The 21,936-nt window shown below is 71.3% G+C and carries 22 protein-coding genes; 8 read left to right on the top strand and 14 right to left on the bottom strand.

The window, feature by feature from the left end; all coding sequences use genetic code 11:
* Nucleotides 1-121 precede the first annotated feature (121 nt).
* Complete coding sequence (locus EDD40_RS14655; RefSeq protein ID WP_123743400.1) at nt 122-811, bottom strand: YqeB family protein; 690 nt, start codon at nt 809-811, stop codon at nt 122-124.
* A gap of 54 nt (nt 812-865) precedes the next feature.
* On the opposite strand from EDD40_RS14655, the gene EDD40_RS14650 reads away from it, so the two are divergent.
* Nucleotides 866-1,507, top strand: coding sequence for an HAD family hydrolase (locus EDD40_RS14650; RefSeq protein WP_123743399.1), 642 nt, complete (start codon nt 866-868; stop codon nt 1,505-1,507).
* An 89-nt stretch (nt 1,508-1,596) separates the two neighbouring features.
* On the opposite strand, the gene eda is transcribed toward EDD40_RS14650, so the two are convergent.
* Both eda and edd read right to left on the bottom strand, forming a co-directional pair.
* A complete protein-coding gene (gene eda, locus EDD40_RS14645) occupies nt 1,597-2,235 on the bottom strand; it encodes a bifunctional 4-hydroxy-2-oxoglutarate aldolase/2-dehydro-3-deoxy-phosphogluconate aldolase (protein WP_123743398.1) in 639 nt (212 codons plus the stop codon).
* A complete protein-coding gene (gene edd, locus EDD40_RS14640; RefSeq protein ID WP_170185080.1) occupies nt 2,232-4,097 on the bottom strand; it encodes a phosphogluconate dehydratase in 1,866 nt (621 codons plus the stop codon). The genes eda and edd overlap by 4 nt, the downstream gene beginning before the upstream one ends.
* A gap of 226 nt (nt 4,098-4,323) precedes the next feature.
* On the opposite strand from edd, the gene EDD40_RS14635 reads away from it, so the two are divergent.
* From EDD40_RS14635 to EDD40_RS14620, 4 genes are all read left to right on the top strand, one after another.
* Nucleotides 4,324-4,620, top strand: a complete 297-nt coding sequence (locus EDD40_RS14635) for a hypothetical protein (protein ID WP_123743397.1) — start codon at nt 4,324-4,326, stop codon at nt 4,618-4,620.
* Between the two features lie 118 nt (nt 4,621-4,738).
* A complete protein-coding gene (locus EDD40_RS14630; protein WP_123743396.1) occupies nt 4,739-5,500 on the top strand; it encodes a hypothetical protein in 762 nt (253 codons plus the stop codon).
* 9 nt (nt 5,501-5,509) lie between these two features.
* Complete coding sequence (locus EDD40_RS14625) at nt 5,510-7,387, top strand: fumarate reductase/succinate dehydrogenase flavoprotein subunit (RefSeq protein WP_123743395.1); 1,878 nt, start codon at nt 5,510-5,512, stop codon at nt 7,385-7,387.
* A gap of 1 nt (nt 7,388) precedes the next feature.
* Complete coding sequence (locus EDD40_RS14620; protein ID WP_123743394.1) at nt 7,389-8,141, top strand: succinate dehydrogenase/fumarate reductase iron-sulfur subunit; 753 nt, start codon at nt 7,389-7,391, stop codon at nt 8,139-8,141.
* Between the two features lie 70 nt (nt 8,142-8,211).
* On the opposite strand, the gene EDD40_RS14615 is transcribed toward EDD40_RS14620, so the two are convergent.
* From EDD40_RS14615 to EDD40_RS14590, 7 genes are all read right to left on the bottom strand, one after another.
* Entirely contained in the window at nt 8,212-8,769 is a 558-nt protein-coding gene (locus EDD40_RS14615) for a hypothetical protein (RefSeq protein WP_148088802.1), read from the bottom strand.
* Complete coding sequence (locus EDD40_RS14610) at nt 8,766-9,764, bottom strand: ADP-ribosylglycohydrolase family protein (RefSeq protein ID WP_246037667.1); 999 nt, start codon at nt 9,762-9,764, stop codon at nt 8,766-8,768. Before EDD40_RS14610 ends, EDD40_RS14615 begins: the two co-directional genes overlap by 4 nt.
* 25 nt (nt 9,765-9,789) lie before the next feature.
* The gene (locus tag EDD40_RS43560; RefSeq protein WP_246037666.1) at nt 9,790-10,008 is read right to left on the bottom strand and encodes an ADP-ribosylglycohydrolase family protein; all 219 of its coding nucleotides are present in this window, start codon (nt 10,006-10,008) and stop codon (nt 9,790-9,792) included.
* On the bottom strand, nt 10,009-10,614 hold the full coding sequence (locus tag EDD40_RS14605) for an ADP-ribosylglycohydrolase family protein (protein WP_246037665.1): 606 nt from the start codon (nt 10,612-10,614) through the stop codon (nt 10,009-10,011).
* An 86-nt stretch (nt 10,615-10,700) separates the two neighbouring features.
* Nucleotides 10,701-13,553 carry a vitamin B12-dependent ribonucleotide reductase gene (locus EDD40_RS14600; RefSeq protein WP_123743392.1) on the bottom strand — a complete coding sequence of 951 codons (2,853 nt, stop codon included), beginning with the start codon at nt 13,551-13,553 and terminating at the stop codon, nt 10,701-10,703.
* Between the two features lie 101 nt (nt 13,554-13,654).
* Nucleotides 13,655-14,113: a transcriptional regulator NrdR gene (gene nrdR / locus EDD40_RS14595; protein ID WP_123743391.1), complete on the bottom strand. Its 459-nt coding sequence runs from the start codon at nt 14,111-14,113 to the stop codon at nt 13,655-13,657.
* Nucleotides 14,114-14,494: 381 nt separating this feature from the next.
* Nucleotides 14,495-14,989 (bottom strand): LysM peptidoglycan-binding domain-containing protein, encoded by a 495-nt coding sequence (locus tag EDD40_RS14590; RefSeq protein ID WP_123748023.1) that lies wholly within the window; start codon nt 14,987-14,989, stop codon nt 14,495-14,497.
* 218 nt (nt 14,990-15,207) lie between these two features.
* Between EDD40_RS14590 and lexA the strand changes: the two genes are divergently transcribed.
* Complete coding sequence (lexA, locus tag EDD40_RS14585) at nt 15,208-15,909, top strand: transcriptional repressor LexA (protein ID WP_211348174.1); 702 nt, start codon at nt 15,208-15,210, stop codon at nt 15,907-15,909.
* A gap of 25 nt (nt 15,910-15,934) precedes the next feature.
* On the opposite strand, the gene EDD40_RS14580 is transcribed toward lexA, so the two are convergent.
* Genes EDD40_RS14580 through EDD40_RS14570 form a run of 3 tightly spaced genes read right to left on the bottom strand, consistent with a single transcriptional unit; the run spans nt 15,935 to nt 18,954 of the window.
* Nucleotides 15,935-16,960 (bottom strand): hypothetical protein, encoded by a 1,026-nt coding sequence (locus tag EDD40_RS14580; protein ID WP_246037664.1) that lies wholly within the window; start codon nt 16,958-16,960, stop codon nt 15,935-15,937.
* 4 nt (nt 16,961-16,964) lie between these two features.
* Complete coding sequence (gene hflX / locus EDD40_RS14575; protein ID WP_123743390.1) at nt 16,965-18,410, bottom strand: GTPase HflX; 1,446 nt, start codon at nt 18,408-18,410, stop codon at nt 16,965-16,967.
* Nucleotides 18,411-18,453: 43 nt separating this feature from the next.
* The gene (locus EDD40_RS14570; protein WP_170185079.1) at nt 18,454-18,954 is read right to left on the bottom strand and encodes an ArsR/SmtB family transcription factor; all 501 of its coding nucleotides are present in this window, start codon (nt 18,952-18,954) and stop codon (nt 18,454-18,456) included.
* A 62-nt stretch (nt 18,955-19,016) separates the two neighbouring features.
* Here EDD40_RS14570 and EDD40_RS14565 point away from each other — a divergent pair, with 62 nt between their 5' ends.
* Together EDD40_RS14565 and EDD40_RS14560 are read left to right on the top strand one after the other, a co-directional pair.
* Nucleotides 19,017-20,258 (top strand): MFS transporter, encoded by a 1,242-nt coding sequence (locus EDD40_RS14565; protein ID WP_123743389.1) that lies wholly within the window; start codon nt 19,017-19,019, stop codon nt 20,256-20,258.
* Entirely contained in the window at nt 20,251-21,108 is an 858-nt protein-coding gene (locus tag EDD40_RS14560) for an SMP-30/gluconolactonase/LRE family protein (protein WP_123743388.1), read from the top strand. Before EDD40_RS14565 ends, EDD40_RS14560 begins: the two co-directional genes overlap by 8 nt.
* Before the next feature lie 12 nt (nt 21,109-21,120).
* Here EDD40_RS14560 and dapF read toward each other — a convergent pair whose 3' ends face one another.
* Entirely contained in the window at nt 21,121-21,927 is an 807-nt protein-coding gene (dapF, locus tag EDD40_RS14555; protein ID WP_425471187.1) for a diaminopimelate epimerase, read from the bottom strand.
* Nucleotides 21,928-21,936: the final 9 nt, after the last annotated feature.

Raw genomic sequence — 21,936 nt, 5'->3', positions numbered from 1 at the left:
CCGGGCGGGCCGGCCGGCTGCGGCCCGGCTGAGACCGGGCGGCCTTCTGGTCCGGGGGCCTCACACCGCCGCCCTGTCAGCGCTCCCAAGCACCCTCCGCGCCCGCTTCAGGCAGCGCGAGTCAGGGCAGTGCGCGGGGCAGGCGCCAGTACTGGCGCTTCTTCTCCTCGCGCACGACGACGCCAAGCCGGCGCAGCTCCTCCCGCAGCTCGTCCGCGTCCCCCGTGTCGCCCTTGCGCAACGCCTCCGCCCGCACCTTCAGCAGCGCGTTCGCGCCGGGCGGCAGGTCCGGCGTGCCGTCGACCCACCGCCGGTAGTCCTCCCGGTACGGGTCGGCGTCCAGCCACTGGTACCCGTGCGTCTGGAACGCCTCGGCCAACGCCTCCGGCTTCAGGTCGTGGTTCTCCCGGGCCAGCTCACCGGTGTCCACGCCGAGCAGCACGAGCTTCTTGCCGTCCAGGAACACCCCGGACACCAGCGTCCGGTCGAAGCTGCGGTGCCTGCCGCCCTTCAGCAGCTCGACGCCTTCGTTGAACACCTCGACCACCAACCGCTCGTGCGCGGCGATCCCGGCCACCACCAGCCCGAGCACCGCGCCGACGGCCACCGAGCCGATCGTCGCCCACGGCTCCGGCACGGACGCCACCAACCGGAACGGACCCTGCATCGGGGCCCACGACAGGTCGGCCACCCACCCGGCGATCGACTTCAAGCCCCACACCACGGCCGCGCCGAGCACCGGGAACCCGACCGACACCAGCGCCACCTGCCCGCGTGGCTCGGCGACCACCGTGGTTCGTCGCGCGTCCATCCCCCACTACCTCCCCAGAAGTGAGCACCCAACCTATCGCCGTAGCCTGTTCGAGTGAGGATCAGGGCCGACCACGTGGTCTGGGACTGGAACGGCACCCTGTTCGCGGACAACGACGCCGTGCTCGCCGCCGTCAACCGGGTCTGCGCCGACTTCGGCCACGGCGCCGTGACGCTGGAGCACTGGCGCGAGGTGTTCAGCCGCCCGGTCAAGGACTGCTACGAGCGGATGTTCGGCCGTCCGCTGACGGCGGAGGACTGGACCCGCGTCGACACCGTCTACCACGCCGAGTACCGGGCGCTGATGGACCGCTGCGGGCTGGCCGCCGGCGTGCCCGACCACCTGGCGGCGCTGCGCCACACCCAGTCGCTGCTGTCGATGTGGTTCCACGACGAGCTGGTGCCGCTGGTCACCCGCTTCGGCCTGGGCGAGCTGTTCAGCCGGGTCGACGGCCTCAAGTCGGCGGGTGACGGCGGTTCGAAGGCCGAGCACCTCGCCGAGCACCTGGAGGCCTTGCGGCTGGTCCCGCGCGACGTCGTGCTGATCGGCGACGTGGCCGACGACGCCGAAGCCGCCCGGCACGTCGGCGCGCAGGTCGTGCTGGTCGCCACCGGCACGAGTTCGCGCAAGGTGCTCGAACGCACCGGCGCGCCGGTCGCCGACTCGATCCCCGAAGCCCTTACCTACCTGGCCTGAGCAGACCCGGTCTCACGACGACGGAGGGCGTCTCCCCGGCACGGGAAGACGCCCTCCGACGACAACAACGAGACCGGCGCGTGGCGGGATCAGAGCGCCGAGGCGGCCCGCGCCAGCTCCTCGATCCGCGCCCAGTCGCCCGACACCAGCGCGTCCTTGGGCGCGAGCCACGAACCGCCGACGCAGCCGACGTTCGGCAGCGCCAGGTAGTTCGGCGCGGTCGCCGGCGTGATGCCGCCGGTCGGGCAGAACCGCAGACCGGGCAGCGGACCGCCGACGGACTTCAGGTAGTCCACCCCACCCGCGGCCTCGGCCGGGAAGAACTTGAGCGACGTCAGCCCGCGCTCGGCCAGCCGCATCGCCTCCGACACGGTCGCCGCGCCCGGCAGGAACGGCAGCCCGGTGTCCTCGGCCGCGTCCAGCACCCGGTCCGTCGACCCGGGCGTGACGAGGAACGCCGCACCGGCCTTGGCCGCCTGCTCCGCGTGCTCCGGGGCGGTCACGGTGCCGGCGCCGATCACGATGCCCGGCACCTCCGCCGCCACCCGCTCGATCGCGGCCAGCGCCGCCGGCGTGCGCAGCGTCAGCTCGATCACGCGCACACCGCCGCGCAGCAACGCCTCCGCCAGCGGCACGGCGTGCTCGGCGTCGTCGACGACGACGACCGGGATGACGGGGGACAGCGCCAGCAGATCCGCCGCCGTCGCGTGGGCCGGGGCGTTGGTCACCGGGACACCTCCTGGTTGAACTGGCCTTCGAAGTGCGAGGCCGCGATGGGTCCGAACACGCTCGCGCCCCGGTCGGCGGGCCCGATCGCCCGGCGCAGCGAGGCGAACAGCTCCCGGCCCGTGCCGGTCCACGCCTGCGCGTCCGGCGGGAAGTCCACCAGGTCGCGCGAGGCCAGCTCCGCCGGGTCGACGAACGCCTCCAGCGTGCCGGTCTCGGCGTCCAGCCGCAGCACGTCGCCGTCGCGCACGCGGGCCAGCGGGCCGCCGACGGCCGCCTCCGGGGTGACCTGGATGGCCGCCGGGATCTTGCCCGACGCGCCGGACATCCGGCCGTCGGTGACCAGCGCGACCTTGAAGCCCCGGTCCATCAGCACGCCCAGCGCGGGCGTCAGCTTGTGCAGCTCGGGCATCCCGTTGGCCTGCGGGCCCTGCTGCCGCACGACCACGACGACGTCCCGCTCCAGCTCACCGGCCTGGAACGCGGCGCTGAACGCCTCCTGCGAGGTGAACACCCGGGCGGGCGCCTCCACGACCCGGTGCTCCGGCTTGACCGCCGACACCTTGATCACCGCGCGGCCGAGGTTGCCCGACAGCATGCGCAGGCCGCCGTCGGCCGCGAACGGCTCCGACACGGGCCGCAGCACGTCGGTGTCCAGCGAGCGCGGCGGGCCCGGCCGCCACATCAGCACGCCCTCGACCAGCACCGGCTCCTGCCGGTAGCGGTCGAGCCCGGGGCCGGCCACGGTCCGCACGTCGGCGTGCAGCAGGCCCGCGTCCAGCAGCGTCGAGACGAGGAACGGCACGCCCCCCGCGGCCTGGAAGTGGTTGATGTCCGCCGAGCCGTTCGGGTAGACGCGGGCCAGCAGCGGCACCACCGAGGACAGCTCGGAGAAGTCGTCCCAGCCCAGCTCGATGCCCGCGGCCGACGCGATGGCCACCAGGTGCATGGTGTGGTTGGTCGACCCGCCGGTGGCCAGCAGCGCGATCACGCCGTTGACCACGGACTTCACGTCCACCACGTGCCCGATCGGGGTGTAGTCCTCGCCCCGGCTGATCTCCACCGCGCGCCGCGCGGCCTCCTCGGTGAGCGCCTTGCGCAGCCTGGTGCCCGGCGGGACGAAGCTCGCGCCCGGCAGGTGCAGGCCCATGACCTCGACCACGAGCTGGTTGGAGTTCGCCGTGCCGTAGAACGTGCAGGTCCCGGGGCTGTGGTAGGACTGCGCCTCGGCTTCGAGCAGGTCCTCGCGGGACGCCTTGTTCTCCGCGAACAGCTGCCGCACCCGGGCCTTCTCCGAGTTCGGCAGGCCGGAGCTCATCGGGCCCGCGGGCACCAGGATCGCGGGCAGGTGCCCGAACGACAGCGCGCCGATCAGCAGGCCGGGCGTGATCTTGTCGCACACGCCGAGCAGCAGCGCCGCGTCGAACATCTCGTGCGACAGGGCGATGCCGGTGGCCATCGCGATGACCTCGCGGCTGAACAGCGAGAGCTCCATGCCCGCGCGGCCCTGGGTGATGCCGTCGCACATGGCGGGCACGCCGCCCGCGAACTGCGCCACGCCGCCGACGGCCCGGGCCGCGTCCTTGATCCACGCCGGGTACTCGTGCATGGGCTGGTGGGCGGACAGCATGTCGTTGTACGCCGACACGATCGCCACGTTCGGGCGACGCAGCGCACGAAGGAGGTCCTTGTCACCGCCCGTGATCCCGGCGAAACCGTGGGCCAGGTTGCTGCACGCCATGTCGCGGCGGGCGGGGCCCTCCTGCTGGGCCTGGGCGATTCGTTCCAGGTAGGCGGACCGGCCGGCGGCGCTGCGGGCGGCGATTCGAGCCGTCACTTCGGCGACGACGGGATGCACGCTCATGGTTCGCTGTCTCCCGGTGGTGATCACGGGCCGTGGTGGGCCCGGTGGGACGGCAGCGCTGACGTCGCACGTACGGACGTGACAGCAAGCACACTATGTCACGACACATGATCGTGACAAAAACGATTCAGATCCTGAGACGCGACTCGGACACTTGTGGTTCTTGTCACAGCGGCTTCCACTTGGCAGAGTCGGCACACGGACCGACCCGAGGGAGGTGCTGACCATGACGTCCTCCGAGATCGTGGAGCTGCGCCGGGCGCTTGGCCAACTGCGCCACAGCGTCCGCGGGCTGCGCGCGCGGTACGGCGACGTGGCCGCCGTGCAGCGGCTGGCCAACGACGTCGAGCGCATGGACATCGACGCGACCGAGCTGGCGGAGCTGGACAGCACGCCCCGACCGCGTGAGGCGCCTCGGGTCGAGAGAGAGGTCGTCGTCGTCCCGGACACGCCGTACGACCCGAAGCTGTGGCACGACGCCGACGACGAAGGTCTCGGCGGTTACCGCAGCCATCGGACCTGAGCTGAGGAGAGGACCGGCCCCCGCGTGCGAACGCGGGGGCCGCTCCCGTTTTCGGCCCGGTGATGTGTCCCAAACCACAATGTGTCCCGCACCACAACGACGTGGAACGAGGTGAGGTATGAGGGCGCAGATCGCCCAGCGCACGTTGCGCACAGACCGGTGGTGGCTACCGCCGCTGGCGACGTTCGCGGGCCTGCTCCTGATTTCGATCTACGCGGCCGTGCGGACCTTCATGGGCGACTACTACTGGGTGGACGAGTACCGCTACCTGACGCCCATGTACTCGCCGTGCCTGACCGAGGAGTGCCTGCCCAACGCGGCGCACTTCGGCCGCTTGCTGCCCGAGCTGCCGGGGTTCCTCACCCCGCCGGTGATCATCATCCCGTTCCTGCTCGGCTTCCGGGTGACCTGCTACTACTACCGCAAGGCCTACTACCGGGCGGCGTGGATGTCCCCGCCCGCGTGCGCGGTGGCCGAGCCCCACGCCAAGTACACCGGTGAGACCCGCTTCCCGCTCATCGCGCAGAACCTGCACCGGTACTTCTTCTACGCGGCGTCGCTCCTGCTGCTGATCAACATCTACGACGCGGCCTTCGCGTTCAGCACCGGCATCGGCCTCGGCAACATCGTGCTGCTGGTCAACGTCGGCCTGCTCGGCGCCTACACGCTGTCGTGCCACTCGTGCCGCCACATCGCGGGCGGGCGGCTCAAGCACTTCTCCAAGCACCCGGTCCGGTACTGGGCGTGGACGCAGATCTCCAAGCTCAACGCCAGGCACATGCAGTTGGCGTGGGCCTCGCTCATCTTCGTCTGCGTCACGGACCTCTACGTCGCGCTGGTCGCCTCCGGGACGATCGCCGACCTCCGATTCGTCAACTGAGGAGTGGTTTTGCCCGAGCTGGAACGGCATTCGTTCGACGTGCTCGTGATCGGTGCCGGCGGTGCGGGGTTGCGCGCCGCGATCGAGGCACGTGAACACGGGATGCGCACGGCGGTGCTGTGCAAGTCGTTGTTCGGCAAGGCGCACACCGTGATGGCCGAGGGCGGCATCGCCGCGGCCATGGGGAACGTGAACTCGAACGACAACTGGCAGGTGCACTTCCGCGACACCATGCGCGGCGGCAAGTTCCTGAACAACTGGCGGATGGCCGAGCTGCACGCCAAGGAGGCGCCCGACCGGGTCTGGGAGCTGGAGACCTACGGCGCGCTGTTCGACCGCACCAAGGACGGTCGGATCAGCCAGCGCAACTTCGGCGGCCACGAGTACCCGCGCCTCGCGCACGTCGGCGACCGCACCGGGCTGGAGCTGATCCGCAGCCTCCAGCAGAAGGTGGTGTCGCTGCAGCAGGACGATCACGCCGAGACCGGCGACTACGAGTCGCGGCTGAAGGTGTTCCAGGAGTTCACCGTCACCGACCTGGTGCTCGACGACGGCAAGGTGGCCGGCGCGTTCGGCTACTGGCGCGAGTCGGGCCGGTTCGTGCTGTTCGAGGCGCCCGCCGTGGTGCTCGCGACCGGTGGCATCGGCAAGTCGTTCAAGGTCACGTCGAACTCGTGGGAGTACACCGGCGACGGCCACGCGCTGGCCCTGCGCGCGGGCGCGTCCCTGATCAACATGGAGTTCGTGCAGTTCCACCCGACCGGCATGGTCTGGCCGCCGTCGGTGAAGGGCATCCTGGTCACCGAGTCGGTCCGCGGTGACGGCGGCGTGCTGCGCAACTCCGACGGCAAGCGGTTCATGTTCGACTACATCCCCGAGGTGTTCAAGGACAAGTACGCCGACAACGAGGCCGAGGCCGACCGCTGGTACGCCGACCCGGGCAGCAACCGGCGGCCACCGGAGCTGCTGCCGCGCGACGAGGTGGCCAGGGCCATCAACTCCGAGGTCAAGGCCGGTCGCGGGTCCGAGCACGGCGGCGTGTTCCTGGACGTGTCGACGCGCCTGCCCGCCGAGGAGATCATGCGGCGGCTGCCGTCGATGCACCACCAGTTCAAGGAGCTGGCGGACGTCGACATCACCGCGCAGCCGATGGAGGTCGGGCCGACCTGCCACTACGTGATGGGCGGCGTGCAGGTCGACCCGGACACGGGCGCGTCGTCGGTGCCGGGGCTGTTCGCGGCGGGCGAGGTGTCCGGCGGGATGCACGGCTCGAACCGGCTGGGCGGCAACTCGTTGTCCGACCTGCTGGTGTTCGGCCGCCGGGCGGGCGCGGGCGCGTCGGACTACGTGACCGGGCTGCCGGCCCGTCCCGTGTGCTCGGACGAGGCCGTCGCCGAGGCGGAACGGACGGCCGTGGCCCCGTTCTCCGGCGCCGACGGGGGCGGTGAGAACCCGTACACGCTGCACATGGAGCTGCAGCAGGCGATGAACGACCTGGTCGGCATCATCCGCAAGGCCGAGGAGATGGACCAGGCGATCAAGCGCCTGGAGGAGCTGAAGCGGCGGGCCGCGACCCTGGTGGTCGAGGGGCACCGGCAGTTCAACCCCGGCTGGCACCTGGCGCTCGACCTGCGGAACATGCTCGTGGTCAGCGAGTGCGTGGCGCGCGCCGCGCTGCTGCGCACGGAGAGCCGGGGCGGGCACACCCGGGACGACTACCCGGGGATGGACGCCGACTGGCGGCGCAAGCTGCTGGTGTGCAGGTTGTCCGACTCCTCGGTCGAGGTCGCGGAGGAGCCGCAGATCCCGATCCGCACGGACCTGCTGGCGTTGTTCGAGCACAGCGAGCTGCAGAAGTACCTGACCGCCGACGAGCTGGAGGGCTGACATGGGGTACCAGGGGCACTTCCGGGTGTGGCGCGGTTCGGACGAGGGCGGTGGCCTGGAGGACTTCACCGTCGAGGTCAACGAGGGCGAGGTCGTGCTCGACGTCATCCACCGGTTGCAGGCGACCCAGACACCGGACCTGGCCGTGCGGTGGAACTGCAAGGCGGGCAAGTGCGGGTCGTGCTCGGCGGAGATCAACGGCAAGCCGAGGCTGCTGTGCATGACCCGGATGTCGGTGTTCGCGGAGGACGAGACGGTGACCGTGACGCCGATGCGCACGTTCCCGGTGATCCGCGACCTGGTCACGGACGTCTCGTACAACTACAAGAAGGCGCGTGAGATCCCCGCGTTCAAGCCGCCGGCCGGCGTGGCGCCGGGGGAGTACCGGATGCAGCAGGTCGACGTGGAGCGCTCGCAGGAGTTCCGCAAGTGCATCGAGTGCTTCCTGTGCAACAACACGTGCCACGTCATCCGCGACCACGAGGAGAACAAGGAGTCGTTCGCCGGGCCGCGGTTCCTGATGCGGGTCGCCGAGCTGGAGATGCACCCGCTCGACGAGGCGGACCGCGTGCAGGAGGCGCAGTCGTCGCACGGCCTGGGCCTGTGCAACATCACGAAGTGCTGCACCGAGGTGTGCCCGGAGCACATCAAGATCACCGACAACGCGTTGATCCCGATGAAGGAACGCGTGGCCGACCGGCGTTACGACCCGATCGTGTGGCTGGGCAACAAGCTGTTCCGCAACAAGGCCTGACGACGGTTCGCTGAGGTCCGTCCGCCCGTCCGCCCACCCGGGCGGGCGGACGGACCACTTCCGGACTGACCTATCCGGCACTGGCGAGCCGGGCCGCCACCCAGAAGAACACCTTCGGGTCGCCCAGCCCGGAGGCGGTGAGCCAGTCGGCCGCCGCTCGCGCCTCCGACTCGTCCTGGACGAGCCCCCACCGGCCCGGACGGACACCGGTCGCCGTCCGCACGTCCTCGACCAGACCGCCGAGGCACGTCCAGGTGTGCCAGGTCCCGCTGTCGTAGCCGACCAGCTCGAACCCGAGCACGTCGGTCGCGCGGACGGGCTCGGCGCGGGCCAGGCGGGCCGGCAGGCTGCCCGCTGCCACGTCCCAACCGCCCTCGCGCACGTCCGCCAGCAAGGGCTCGACGTCCCGGGCGGCGATCCCGACCTCCAGCACGTGCAGGTCCCCCCGCCCCTCCCGGGCACGTCCGGCGGACGCCGGATCGCCGAACCAGTCGTCCCAGCCGTCCGTCACGACCGTCATGACGCAACCGCTCGCCGACACCAGCTCGCCTTCCGGCAGGCCCGCGTCCTGCCAGTCCTGCCGCGCGTCCCGCGACGCCACGCGGTAGCCGGCCAGGACGTGGTTCACCGGTCCCACCGCCGGCCGAGCGCGGCCAGCTCGTCACCGTGCTCGACGCGCTCGGCCCACTCCTCCGGCCACGCGCCGAGGCCGTGGGCCGCGCCCGCGAACGCGCCGGTGAGGCACGCGATCGAATCGGAGTCGCCGGACGTCGTCGCCGCCCGGGACAGCGCCGCCACCGGTTCGTCGCGGAACAGCAGGAAGCAGTGCAGCGCGGTGGCCAGCGCCTCCTCCGCGATCCACCCGGCGCCCGTGGCCAGGCACGGGTCGGCGTCGCGGTCCGGCGTGGCGGCGGCCAGCACGTCGAGCGCATCCGCGCACTCGTCCCAACCCCGGGCGATGAACTCCTCCGGAGTGGACACCCCGGGACGTACCCACAGGTCGGCCAGCCACTCCTCCCGGTAGGTGGTCCGCTGCTCCGCGCACCGCTCGCGCAACGCGGCCGTCAGGTCACCGGGACTCGTGCCGTCGACCAGCCACCGCGCCGCGAACGCCGTCAGCTCACTGGCCGCGAGCGCCGTGGGGTGGCCGTGCGTGAGAGCGGACTGGAACTGCGCGATGCCGGCGCGGTCGTCGTCGGACAGGTCGGGCACGAGGCCGACCGGCACGACCCGCATGTTCGCGCCACAGCCCTTGGACGACGCCCCGGTCGCCTCCCGCCACGGCAGCCCGGCGGCGAGCTTCTCGCACGCCTGCAAGCACGTCATGCCGGGCGCCCGGTTGTTGTCCGGCGACTCCCACCACCGCACGAAGTGCTCCCGCAGCGCGTCCTCGACCCCGTCCCGCCCCCCGACCAGCGCCCGTGCGACGGCCAACGTCATCTGGGTGTCATCGGTGACCAGGGCGGGATCGCCTTCGAGGTCGCGCGGGCCGCCCGCGCCGTAGCGCCGCTCGATCTCGGCGACGTTCATGAACTCGGTCGGCGCACCCAGGGCATCCCCGTACGCCAACCCCGACAACGACCCGCTCGCCCGCATCACGGCGACATCGTAGGTGCCGACCACGCCCGGAAGCGCGGGCGAAACGGGGCTATGCCGGGGGCAGCGGTTCGCGCCGTGCCGGCCAGTCAGCCGGCACGCCCGTGCGGCAGGCCACGATCCCGCCCACCATCGCGGCCGTCGTGTCCATGTCGCCGCCCGCTTCGACGCAGGCCGTGACGGCGACCCGGTAGTCGTCGGCGTGCGTCGCGGCGAACCACAGCACGAACGGCACGGAGTCCTGCGCGGTCGAGTGCGACCCGTTGCCCAACTAGTAGGCGGCTTCGGCGGCCGTGCGCCCCGGCAGTCGCCGCGCGTCCTCGACACCACGCCGGACCTGCCCGTCGTCCAGCAGGTCCAGCATCGCGTCGACCATCCCCCGACCGGGCACGGCCACCGCCACCGCACCCGCGACCCCCTCCGGGTGCAGGTGCGTGACCTCCGCCGAGCGAACCGCCTGCGTCACCACGGCGTCGAGGTCGTCGGCGAAGAACGCGCCCAACGGCGCCACCCGCATCGCCGCCCCGTTGCCGCACGACCCCTCACCCCGGTACGCCGTCGCCGCCGCTTCGCGCCACGGCACCCCGTCCCGGATGCGGTGCAGCACCACCACCGCGCCGGGCCCGTACCCCCGGTACGGGTCGCAGCGCTCGGCGAACTCCCCGGCCAACCGGTCCTGGTCGACCTCGCCGTGCTCGCGCAACTCGGCCGGCAGCAGGCAGGCCATCCTGGTGTCGTCCGTCCACGGCCACGGCCCGTCGGGCAGCACACCCGCGGCGAGGTCGGAACGGGAACGACCGGGAACGAAGTGCTGCGCGCCCAAGGCGTCGCCGACGGACAGCCCGTCCAGTGAACGTCGTGCGAGGTCGAGAGACATCACCGCGCAGCCTGAGCCGTTCCCCGGACACGACAACGCCCGGACGGGGGAGCGAACCCCCGTCCGGGCGTCGGTGTTCCGGACGATCAGCTGCAGCCCGAGGTGGAGCCGCAGCCCTCGCACAGGTAGCACGAACCGGCCGGGCGCATCTTCGTGCCGCACGTCATGCACAGCGGCGCGTCGGCGGTGGTGCCCAGTTGCAGTTCGAGCAGTTCCGTGGAGCTGCCCACGCGGATGTCCTGCGGCTTGGACTTCTTCTCCGCCGGGGCCGGCGCGGTCGAGGCGGCCGGGGCCGCGTCGACCGACGTGCGCAGACCCTCCAGGTCCACGTCGGAGCCGGTGCCGTAGTCGCTGTTGACCTGCGCGGTGCGCTCGTCGGCGGTGAAGATGCCGAGCTGCGCCCGCTTCTCGACCGGCAGGTAGTCCAGCGCCAGGCGGCGGAACAGGTAGTCCAGGACGCTGGTCGCGATGCGGACGTCCGGGTCGTCCGTCATGCCCGCCGGCTCGAAGCGCAGGTTCTGGAACTTCGAGACGTAGAACTCCAGCGGGATGCCGTACTGCAGGCCCACCGAGATGGACATGGAGAACGCGTCCATCACGCCGGCCAGCGTCGAACCCTGCTTGCCCAGCTTGACGAAGATCTCGCCGAGGCCGTCGTCCGGGTACGAACCGGCGTGCAGGTAGCCCTCCGCGCCGCCCACGGTGAACGACACCGTCTGCGACGGGCGCTTCTTCGGCAGCCGCTTGCGCACCGGGCGGTACTCGACGACGGTCTCGGCCTTGGCCTCGGCGACCGCCGAGGACTTGGCCGACTTGCCCGCCGACAGCGGCTGGCCGACCTTGCAGTTGTCGCGGTAGATCGCCAGCGCCTTCAGGCCCAGCTTCCAGCCCTGGTAGTAGATCTCCTCGACCTCTTCGACGGTCGCCGTCTCCGGCATGTTCACCGTCTTGGAGATCGCGCCCGAGATGAACGGCTGCACCGCGGCCATCATCCGCACGTGGCCCATCGGCGCGATCGAGCGGTCGCCCATGGCGCAGTCGAAGACCTCGTAGTGCTCGGGCTTGAGGCCCGGCGCGTCCACCACGTGGCCGTGCTCGCCGATGAACTCGACGATCGCCTCGATCTGCTCCTGCTGGTAGCCCAGCACCTGCAACGCGCGCGGCACGGTCTGGTTGACGATCTGCATCGAGCCGCCGCCGACCAGCTTCTTGAACTTCACCAGCGCCAGGTCCGGCTCGATGCCGGTGGTGTCGCAGTCCATCATCAAGCCGATGGTGCCGGTGGGGGCGAGCACGCTGGCCTGCGCGTTGCGCCAGCCGTTGCGGGCGCCGATGCGCTGGCACTCCTGCCACGCCCTGGTCGCGACCTTCTGCACCGCGCCGTCGTTCGCGTGGTACGTGCGCAGCATGTCGTTGGCGGCCGAGTGCTTGCGGATGACCCGCTGGTGGCCCTCGGCGTTGCGGGCGTAGCCCTCGTACGGGCCGACGATGCCCGCCAGCTCCGCGGACCGCTTGTACGCCACGGCCTGCATCAGGGACGTGATCGCGGCGGCCAGCGCGCGGCCACCCTCGGAGTCGTACGCGTGACCGGTCGCCATGAGCAGCGCGCCCAGGTTCGCGTAGCCGATGCCCAGCTGGCGGAACGCGCGGGTCGTCTCGCCGATCGCGGGGGTCGGGAAGTCCGCGAAGCAGATCGAGATGTCCATCGCGGTGATGATCAGCTCGACGGACTTGGCGAACAGCTCCGCGTTGAACGTGCCGTCGTCGGACAGGAACTTCATCAGGTTCAACGACGCCAGGTTGCAGCTGGAGTTGTCCAGGTGCATGTACTCCGAGCACGGGTTCGAGGCGGTGATCCGGCCCGACTCCGGCGTGGTGTGCCAGTCGTTGATCGTGCCGTCGTACTGGATGCCCGGGTCGGCGCACTCCCACGCGGCCTGCGCCAGCTTGCGGAACAGGTCCTTCGCGTCGATGTGCTCGATGACCTCGCCGGTCTGGCGCGCGCGCAGGCCGAACTGGCCGCCGTTCTCGTAGGCGTGCATGAACTCGTCCGACACGCGGATCGAGTTGTTCGCGTTCTGGTACTGCACGGACACGATGTCCTTGCCGCCCAGGTCCATGTCGAACCCGGCGTCGCGCAGCGCGCGGACCTTGTCCTCTTCCCGCGCCTTGGTCTGGATGAACTCCTCGACGTCCGGGTGGTCGACGTCCAGCACGACCATCTTCGCCGCGCGGCGGGTCGCGCCACCGGACTTGATGGTGCCCGCGGACGCGTCGGCGCCGCGCATGAACGACACCGGGCCGGACGCCGTGCCGCCGGAGGACAGCAGCTCCTTGGACGAGCGGATGCGCGAGAGGTTCAGGCCCGCGCCGGAGCCGCCCTTGAAGATCAGGCCCTCCTCGCGGTACCAGTTCAGGATCGACTCCATCGTGTCGTCGACCGACAGGATGAAGCAGGCGCTGACCTGCTGCGGCGAGCTCGTGCCCACGTTGAACCAGACCGGCGAGTTGAAGCTGAACACCTGGTGCAGCAGCATCCAGGTCAGCTCGTGCTCGTAGATCTCGGCGTCCTCGGCGGTGGTGAAGTAGCCGTGCTTGACGCCCGCCTCGACGTAGGTCTTCACCACGCGGTCGATGAGCTGGCGCAGGCTGTGCTCGCGCTGCGGCGTGCCCACCGCGCCGCGGAAGTACTTGCTGGTGACGATGTTGGTGGCGTTGACCGACCAGAAGTCGGGGAACTCGACGCCGCGCTGCTCGAAGTTCACCGAGCCGTCGCGCCAGTTCGTCATCACGACGTCGCGGTGCTCCCAGGTGACCTCGTCATAGGGGTGCGTGCCCGCCGTGGTGTAGACGCGCTCCACCTTGAGCTTGGCGTTCTTGTCCCCCGCGCCGTTGCGGGTGGCCGTCTTCTTGCTGGAGCCACCGACGGTCTCCGTCATCCCGGGTCCCTCTCGTCTTGCTCGTCTTGGAAAGTTCGGTGCGCGACCACGTCCGGGCTCCCCGTCCGAGGCGGCCGCGCGGTTGTCCTGCGTCGCGTCGCTCAGTCGTCCGTGCCCTGGGCGGTGCGAAGATCGGCGATCTCCTTCTCGAAGTCCTCGACGGACGAGAAGGAGCGGTAGACGCTCGCGAAGCGGAGGTACGCGACCTCGTCCAGCTCGCGCAGGGGGCCGAGGATGGCCAGGCCCACCTCGTGGCTGGGGATCTCGGCGACGCCGCCGGAGCGGATCGACTCCTCCACGCGCTGCGCCAGCTGCTGGAGGGCGTCCTCGTCGACGGGGCGGCCCTGGCACGCGCGGCGCACGCCGACGACGACCTTGTCGCGGCTGAACGGCTCGGTCACGCCGGAGCGCTTGACCACCGCCAGCACGGCCTCCTCGACCGTGGTGAAGCGGCGGCCGCAGGCCGTGCACGACCGGCGGCGGCGGATGACCTGGCCCTCGTCGACCTCGCGGGAATCGACGACACGCGAGTCCGAGTTCCGGCAGAACGGGCATCGCACGGCTGGTCTCCCCCTCCCCTGGGCAGCATCCATCGCGTTAGCCTCACTCGTCGGGAAAACCCCAACCTGTGGACTAACTACAACGGTGTGACCACTAGATGTAGGGGTCAACCTATGCCCGCGCCCGGCCCGTCTGCAAGTCGGACACACCGGTCGGCGTTCACCCGATGGGATGCCGGAGCGCTCCGCGTCCCACCGGTCACGGACCGCCTCCCGATTTGCGAACCCAAACGCGAGAGTCCAACGCTCACGCCGCGAGAGTCCTACGTTCAGCGCGCCTGAGTTCAACGCTGAGCGTTGAACTCAGGCCTTCCGAACGTAGGACTCTCGCGCGGTGGACGTTGGACTCTCGCGGCGTGGAGGTTGGACTCTCGCGAGTGGTCAGGTGCCGTGGGGGACGACCAGGGCCTGGCCGGGGACGACGTCGGAGCCCGGGAGGGAGTTCAGCTCGCGGATGCGGGCCACGACGGCGTCCGGGTCGCTGGCGGGCGCGCTGCGCTCGGCCACGTCCCACAGCGACTCGCCCACCTGGACGTGCACCACGTTGGTCCGTTCGGGGACGGTGGTGGCGCCCGAGGAGTACAGGAACAGCAGGCTCAGCAGCGCGGCGAAGAGGGCGGCGGCCGTCGCGTAGCCGGCGAACTGGACGGCCGGGTGGCGGCGCGGCCGGACCTCGCAGGCGATCGGCTCGGGCGCGGTCGGGCGCACGGCGAGCGGACGGGGGCGGGTCGACGGGCGGCGGTTGTCCTTATCGTGTACGTCGAACCGGCGGAGGACCCGTGGTCCGGGTCGCAATCCCGCGCCGAGGGCGACATCCTCGGCACCGGCGCCGTCGACCAGTTCGAAGCTGTTACGGGTGCCAATGACCACCGCCATGATGTCCTCCAACGCAGGTCATCCGATCATGATCGAACCTGTGTTCGATCGAACGTCCGTGCGAATGTCTACCACTTCGCCGGGCGAAATCGCTAGGACACGCCGGTGTTTACTTCGAACAGGTGTTTGATCTGGACAAGGAACGCGACTACCGTCCACAAGTGAAGATCGTCGGAGAAGCCGGCCTGGGCAATCGGGACCGGTGAGGAGGAAGCACCGTGGCACGCAAGACCAGCGAAGACCCGCGCACCGCCGATGTGCCCTCCGCGCCCGAACCGGCGGACATCGCGGGCAACGCCGGGCTCACCCTGCGCCAGCGCAAGGTGCTCGACGTGATCCGCGACTGGCTCGACCGGTTCGGCTACCCGCCCAGCGTGCGTGAGATCGGGGAGGCGGTCGGCCTGACCTCCACCTCCTCGGTCGCCCACCAGCTGCGCGCGCTGGAGCGGAAGGGGTACCTGCGGCGCGACCCGAACCGGCCGCGCGCGGTGGGCGTGCTGCCCGCCGAGATCGTGACCGGCCTCGACCCGGCGTCCAAGCCGACGCCCGCGTACGTGCCCATGCTGGGCCGCATCGCGGCCGGTGGGCCGATCCTGGCGGAAGAGGCCATCGAGGACGTGTTCCCGCTGCCCCGCGAGATCGTCGGCGAGGGCGACGTGTTCCTGCTGAAGGTCGTCGGCGACTCGATGGTGGACGCCGCCATCACCGACGGCGACTGGGTGGTCGTCCGCCAGCAGCCGACGGCGGACAACGGCGAGGTGGTGGCCGCCATGATCGACGGCGAGGCCACCGTGAAGTCGTTCAAGCGCAAGGAGGACGGGCACGTGTGGCTGATGCCGCACAACGCGGCCTACCAGCCCATCCCCGGCGACGACGCGTCGATCCTGGGCAAGGTCGTCGCCGTCCTGCGCAGGCTCTAGGCGGACAGCCCCTGGCGGCAGCCGCTCACGCCCTGCGTCGGCGTGAGCGGCGCACCAGCGCGCCGACCAGCACCAACGCGACCGCGCCGCCGCCCACGACCGGCCACGGCGACCGCGGGTCGGTGGCCGGGGGAGTGGTGCTCGTCGCCTCGTCGGCCGACGGCGCGGCTTCCGCCGTGGTCGTCGGCGCGGGCGGCACGGCCAACGCCGCCGCACCCGCCACCGCGCGCACGGCCGACGACGTGCCGGCGCTGCCGAACTCGGACGCCGACAGCAGCGTGCCGTCCGGGTCGAACGCGATGGCCTCGCCCTGCGGCTCACCGGGCAGCGGCACCCGCACCGGGTCGGACTCCAGCGCCTTGGCCAGGTCTCCGTCCGGCACCGGGAACAGGTACGCGTCGGTGTAGGTCCGCAACGCCGCCACCCGGCCGTCCCGGGACATCGCGCCACCCGTGACCAGGCGCGTCACCACCGAGTTCTGCAGCGGTCCGCCCGGCGTGTCCGTCGTCTTGATCGACACCCGCGCCACCTGCTCCAGCGGCGTCGGCGCGCCCTCGCTCAGCCCGGCGGCCGGCCGGTACACCAACGCCGATCCGATCGTTTCCTTCGTGACGATGTGCGGAATGCCGGAACCGTCGAGCAACAATGCCTCGGCGTCGTGCTTTCCGTCAGGATACGTAAGTCGGTACAAACGTGCGCTGCCGTCCGGGGAAACGGCGTGCAATGCCACGGTTTCCCGAGTCTTGCCGTTGTCGCCGGTGTCCGCGAGCCACAAGGTTCCGTCAGGAGCCAATGCGAGATCTTCGACGTCGAACGGGTTGTTCGGCGCGGTGATCGTGCCGGTGATCGCGCACGCGCGGTCGAGCACCTGAACCCGCACCTGGCCGTTGTCGCTGTCGTTCACGGCGAACCACTGCCCGCCGTCGGACGCGAACCCGGACAGCTCCTCCAGCCGCTGGTCGGTCACCGCGCACACGTCGGCGACGGCCGGCTCCGCCGAAGCGGAACCGGCCGTCAGCACCAGACCCAGGACTACCAGCAGCGCGCGCAACGGCTCAGGCGTGGCTTCCGTTCACGGCGAACTTCTCCAGCACCCCGGCCAGGTCGGGCCGGACCCGGGCGGACAGCTCGGTGCCCTCCTCGGTGTGCCGCTCCTTGAGCACCTCGCCCTCGCGGTGCACGCGCGCGACCACCTCGCCCCGCGCGTACGGCACGAGCGCCTCGACCACGACCTCCTGCCGCGGCGTCATGGCCGCGATGCGCTCGCGCAGGTCGGCGATGCCCTCGCCGGTGTGCGCGGACACGAAGACCGCCGTGGGGAACAGGTGCCGCAGCCGGGCGAGGCCCAGCTCGCCCACCGCGTCGACCTTGTTGACCACGAGCAGCTCGGTCGGCATCGCGTCGTCGCGCCGGGACGAGATCTCCCGGATCACCTCGCGCACCGCCATGACCTGCTTCTCCGGCATCGCGTCGGAGCCGTCGACCACGTGGACCAGCAGGTCCGCGTCGGCGACCTCCTCCAGCGTCGACCGGAACGCCTCGACCAGCTGGTGCGGCAGGTGCCGCACGAAGCCGACCGTGTCGGTCAACGTGTAGGCCAGGCCCTCGGGCGTCTCGGTGCGCCGCGTGGTCGGGTCGAGGGTCGCGAACAGCGCGTCCTGCACCAGCACCCCCGCGCCGGTCAGCGCGTTGAGCAGGCTGGACTTGCCCGCGTTCGTGTACCCCGCGATGGCGACGTTGGGCACCGAGTTGGCCACGCGGCGGTGCCGCTTGGTCTCCCGGGTGACGCCCATCGCGGCGATCTCGCGGCGCAGCTTGGAGATGCGCGCGCGGATGCGCCTGCGGTCGGTCTCGAGCTTCGTCTCACCGGGACCGCGCAGACCCACGCCGCCGTTGGCGCCGCCGGCACGACCACCGGCCTGCCGGGACAGCGACGCGCCCCAGCCGCGCAGGCGCGGCAGCAGGTACTGGAGCTGGGCCATCTCGACCTGCGCCTTGCCCTCGCGGGTGGACGCGTGCTGGGCGAAGATGTCGAGGATCAGCGCGGTGCGGTCGACGACCTTGACCTTGAGCTTCTCCTCCAGCTGCCGCAGCTGGCCGGGTGAGAGCTCGCCGTCGCAGATCACCGTGTCCGCGCCGGTCGCGATCACGATGTCGCGCAGCTCGTGGACCTTGCCGGAACCGATGTAGGTGGCCGGGTCGGGCCGGTCGCGCCGCTGCACGAGGCCTTCGAGCACCTCGGAGCCCGCGGTCTCGGCGAGCAGGGCCAGTTCCGCCAGGGAGGCGTCCGAGTCGGCCGCCGTGCCCTCGGTCCACACGCCGACCAGCACGACCCGCTCCAACCGGAGCTGCCGGTACTCGACCTCGGTGACGTCCTCGAGCTCGGTGGACAACCCGGCTACGCGACGTAGCGCGGCGCGCTCTTCGAGCGCCAGGTCGCCGGTGGACAGCTCGTCCTCGTGGTCGAGCCAGTCGTTGCTGCTGTACGTGTTTTCCGTCATTTGCCCTTCATCGTCCCACGGCACCCCTGACCGGACCGAGTGGTTAATCGCCTGGGTAGAGCGCCAGGTAGATCGCCACGCGTTCCCCGTCGGGGTGAGCCGGCTCGGTTGCCAGCTCATCCAACAACGTCTGGAGGCGTCGTTTTAGTTCCGCGCGGTCGACCCTGGCCACCAGCCGGAACTGGTTCATGGCGGCCGGGCCGACCTCGGCGACCTCGCTCAGGAACGCCTGGAAGACGGCCTCGCTGGTCTCCTCGGGGTACGGGCTGCTGCCCTTGTGGAGCCGCCAGGACAGCCCCGTCGACCGGTACGGGATCTCCCGCGCGCCCCGGTTGCCGGTGCGCTCCCCCTGCGCCTCCAGGAAGCCCGTGGCGACGAGTTTGCGCACGTGGTGGAGGGTGGTGGCGGGGTCCTTGCCGAGCCGCTCGGCGATTTCCTTGTTGGTCAGCGCGCGGTCGTACGTGAGCCGGATGATGCGCAGCCGCACGGCCGAGGCCAGGGCGGCGGCCTCGGCGTCGGTCGCCGGACGTCGTTGCACCGGCACAGCCTAGACCGCCCGGGACTGAGTGATTGACAGTTTCCAATCACTCCCGCGACACTTCCGGCGTGTCCCTCTGGTCTCATCGCGACTTCCGCCTGCTGTGGGCAGGCGACACCGTCAGCCAGTTCGGCTCGACGATCGGCCGCACGGTGTTGCCGCTGCTCGCGGTGGGCGCGCTGGCCGCGACGCCGTTCGAGATGGGTGTCCTGTCGGCCGCGAGCACGGCCGCGTTCCTGCTGATCGGGCTGCCCGCCGGGGTCTGGGTGGACCGGCTGCGCCGCCGTCCGGTGATGCTGGTGGCCGACTTCACCCGGGCCGTCCTGCTGCTGTCGATCCCGCTGGCCTGGTGGCTGGACGTGCTCGCGCTGCCGCACCTGGTCGTGGTCGCGCTGCTGGTCGGCGCGGCCACCGTCATGTTCGACATCGCCTACCAGTCGTACCTGCCCGCGCTGGTCGGCCGGGAGCAGCTGGTCGAGGGCAACTCGAAGCTGGAGGCCAGCCGGGCCGTGGCGGAGGTGTCGGGGCCGGCCGTGGCCGGTGGCGTCGCCCAGGCGGTCGGCGCGGCCCTCGGCGTGCTCGCCACCGCGGTCGGCTACCTGGCGTCGGCGTTCTTCCTGCTGCGCATCCGCGTCGAGGAACCGCCGCCCCGGACACCGGACAAGCCCGGTCTGGCGCACGAGATCGCCGAGGGCCTGCGGTTCGTCTTCGGGAACCGGTCGCTGCGCGCGATCGTCGGCTGCACGGGCACCGCGAACTTCTTCGGCGGCATGTCCGCGGCCGTGCTGGTGCTGTTCCTGGTGCGGGACCTCGGCCTGTCCGAGGGCGTGGTCGGCCTGGTGCTCAGCGCGGCCGGGGTCGGCGGCGTGCTGGGGGCGCTGACCGTGACGCGGTGGAACGCCCGGTTCGGCCAGACCACGGTGATCTGGCTGTCCGGCCTGGTCACGTGGCCGTTGGGGGTGCTCGTCCCGCTGGGCGCGGCGGACTGGCGGATCGGGTTCCTCCTCGTCGGCGAGGCCGCGGTGGCGTACGGGGCGACGGTCTACAACATCGCCCAGGTGAGCTACCGGCAGTCCATCTGCCCGGACCACCTGCTCGGCCGGATGAACGCCAGCATCCGGTTCGTGGTGTGGGGCTCGATGCCGATCGGCGGGCTGCTGGGCGGCGTGCTCGGTGGCGGTGTCGGCGTCACGGCCACGCTGTGGGTGGCCATGACGGGGCAGGCCCTGGCGGTGCTGTGGGTGGTCCTGTCACCGCTGCGGTCGATGCGCGACCTGCCGGTGATCACTAGCCTCGACCGGCATGGCTGACACCACCGTGCTGCGCGAAGGTCTCCGGTTCGGCGAAGGTCCGCGGCAGGGGCCCGACGGGCGGTTGTACTACTCGGACTTCTACGACCACGAGGTGCGCGCGCTCGACCTGGCCACGGGCGAGCAGGAGGTCGTCTGCGACGTGCCGGGGCAGCCCTCGGGGCTGGGCTGGCTGCCCGACGGGCGGCTGCTGGTGGTGTCGATGCGGGACCGCAAGGTGCTGCGCCTGGAGGAGGGCGGGCTGGTCGAGCACGCCGACCTGACCGGGATCGCCACCTTCCACGCCAACGACATGCTGGTCGACGCGGAGGGCCGGGCGTACGTCGGCAACTTCGGCTTCGACCTGCACGCGGCCATCGCGGCGGGCGGCGAGGCGGCGATGCTGGAACCGGGCTGGGTCGCGCCCGGCACGCCGCTGGCGCTGGTCCGGCCCGACGGGTCGGTGGAGGTGGCGGCCGAGGACCTGAAGTTCCCGAACGGGACCGGGCTGCTGCCGGACGGCCGGCTGGTGGTCGCCGAGACGCTGGCGTTCGGGCTGACGGTGTTCGACGTGGCCGACGACGGCTCGCTGTCCGACCGTCGGGTCTTCGCGTCGCTGCGCGAGCACGGCATCGCGCCGGACGGGATCGCGGTGGACGCCGACGGCGGCGTGTGGGTCGCGCCCGCGCTCCAGCCGTTCGTGTTCCGGGTCGAGGAGGGCGGCGAGATCACCCGGAAGGTGGAGACCAGCCAGGTCTGCTTCGCCGTGGCGATCGTCGGCGACCGGCTGGTCTGCTGCACCGCGCCCAGCTCGCAGCCCGAGGTGGTGTCGCAGGCGCGGCTGGGCAAGCTGGAGGTCGTCGGGCTCTAGTCCCCGAGGGCGTCAGTCCCCGAGGGCGTCCCACCAGGCCTGGTCGAGCTCGCCCCGGGCCGGCAGCACGGCCGGGCCGGTGAGCGTGGAGCCGTCCTCCTCGATCACCACGGACACCTGTCCACCAGGGACGTCCACAGTGGCCTTGCCGGTGCGCCGGCCGGACCCGTACAGCCACGACGCCACCGACGCGACCGTGCCGGTGCCGCACGACCGGGTCTCGCCGACGCCGCGCTCGTGCACGCGCATCCGGAGAGCGCCGTCGTCCAGGACGTTGACGAACTCGACGTTCACGCCGTGCGGGAACTGCACCGGGTCGTGGCCGGGCGGCAGCTTCAGGTCGAGCTCGGCCACCGGCACCTCGGTCACGCACGCCAGGTGCGGGTTGCCGACGTCCACCGCGACACCGCTGAACGCGCTGCCGCCGACCGTGGCCGTGCCCGTGCCGGTGACCAGCACGCGCCCCATGTCGGCGGTCACCGTGCCGTCGTCGTGCACGACGACGTGCCGTTCACCCGCCCGGGTGCCGATGGTGAACTCGCCCGCCGCCGCCAACCCGGCGTCGACCAGGTACTTCGAGAACACGCGCACCCCGTTGCCGCACATCTCGGCGATCGAGCCGTCGGCGTTGCGGTAGTCCATGAACCACGGGCCGAAGTCGGGCCGGACGACCCGCAGCACGCCGTCCGCGCCCAGACCGCGCCGCCGGTCGCACAGGGCGCGCACGCGCGCCTCGGTCAGGTCCAGCACGCCGTCCGGGTCGGGCAGCACGACGAAATCGTTCTCGGTGCCGTGACCCTTGAGAAACTCGACTCCCACGCCCACCAG

Source organism: Saccharothrix texasensis (assembly GCF_003752005.1).
Classification (GTDB): Bacteria; Actinomycetota; Actinomycetes; order Mycobacteriales; family Pseudonocardiaceae; genus Actinosynnema; species Actinosynnema texasense.
This window is presented reverse-complemented; position numbering and strand designations above follow the sequence as displayed.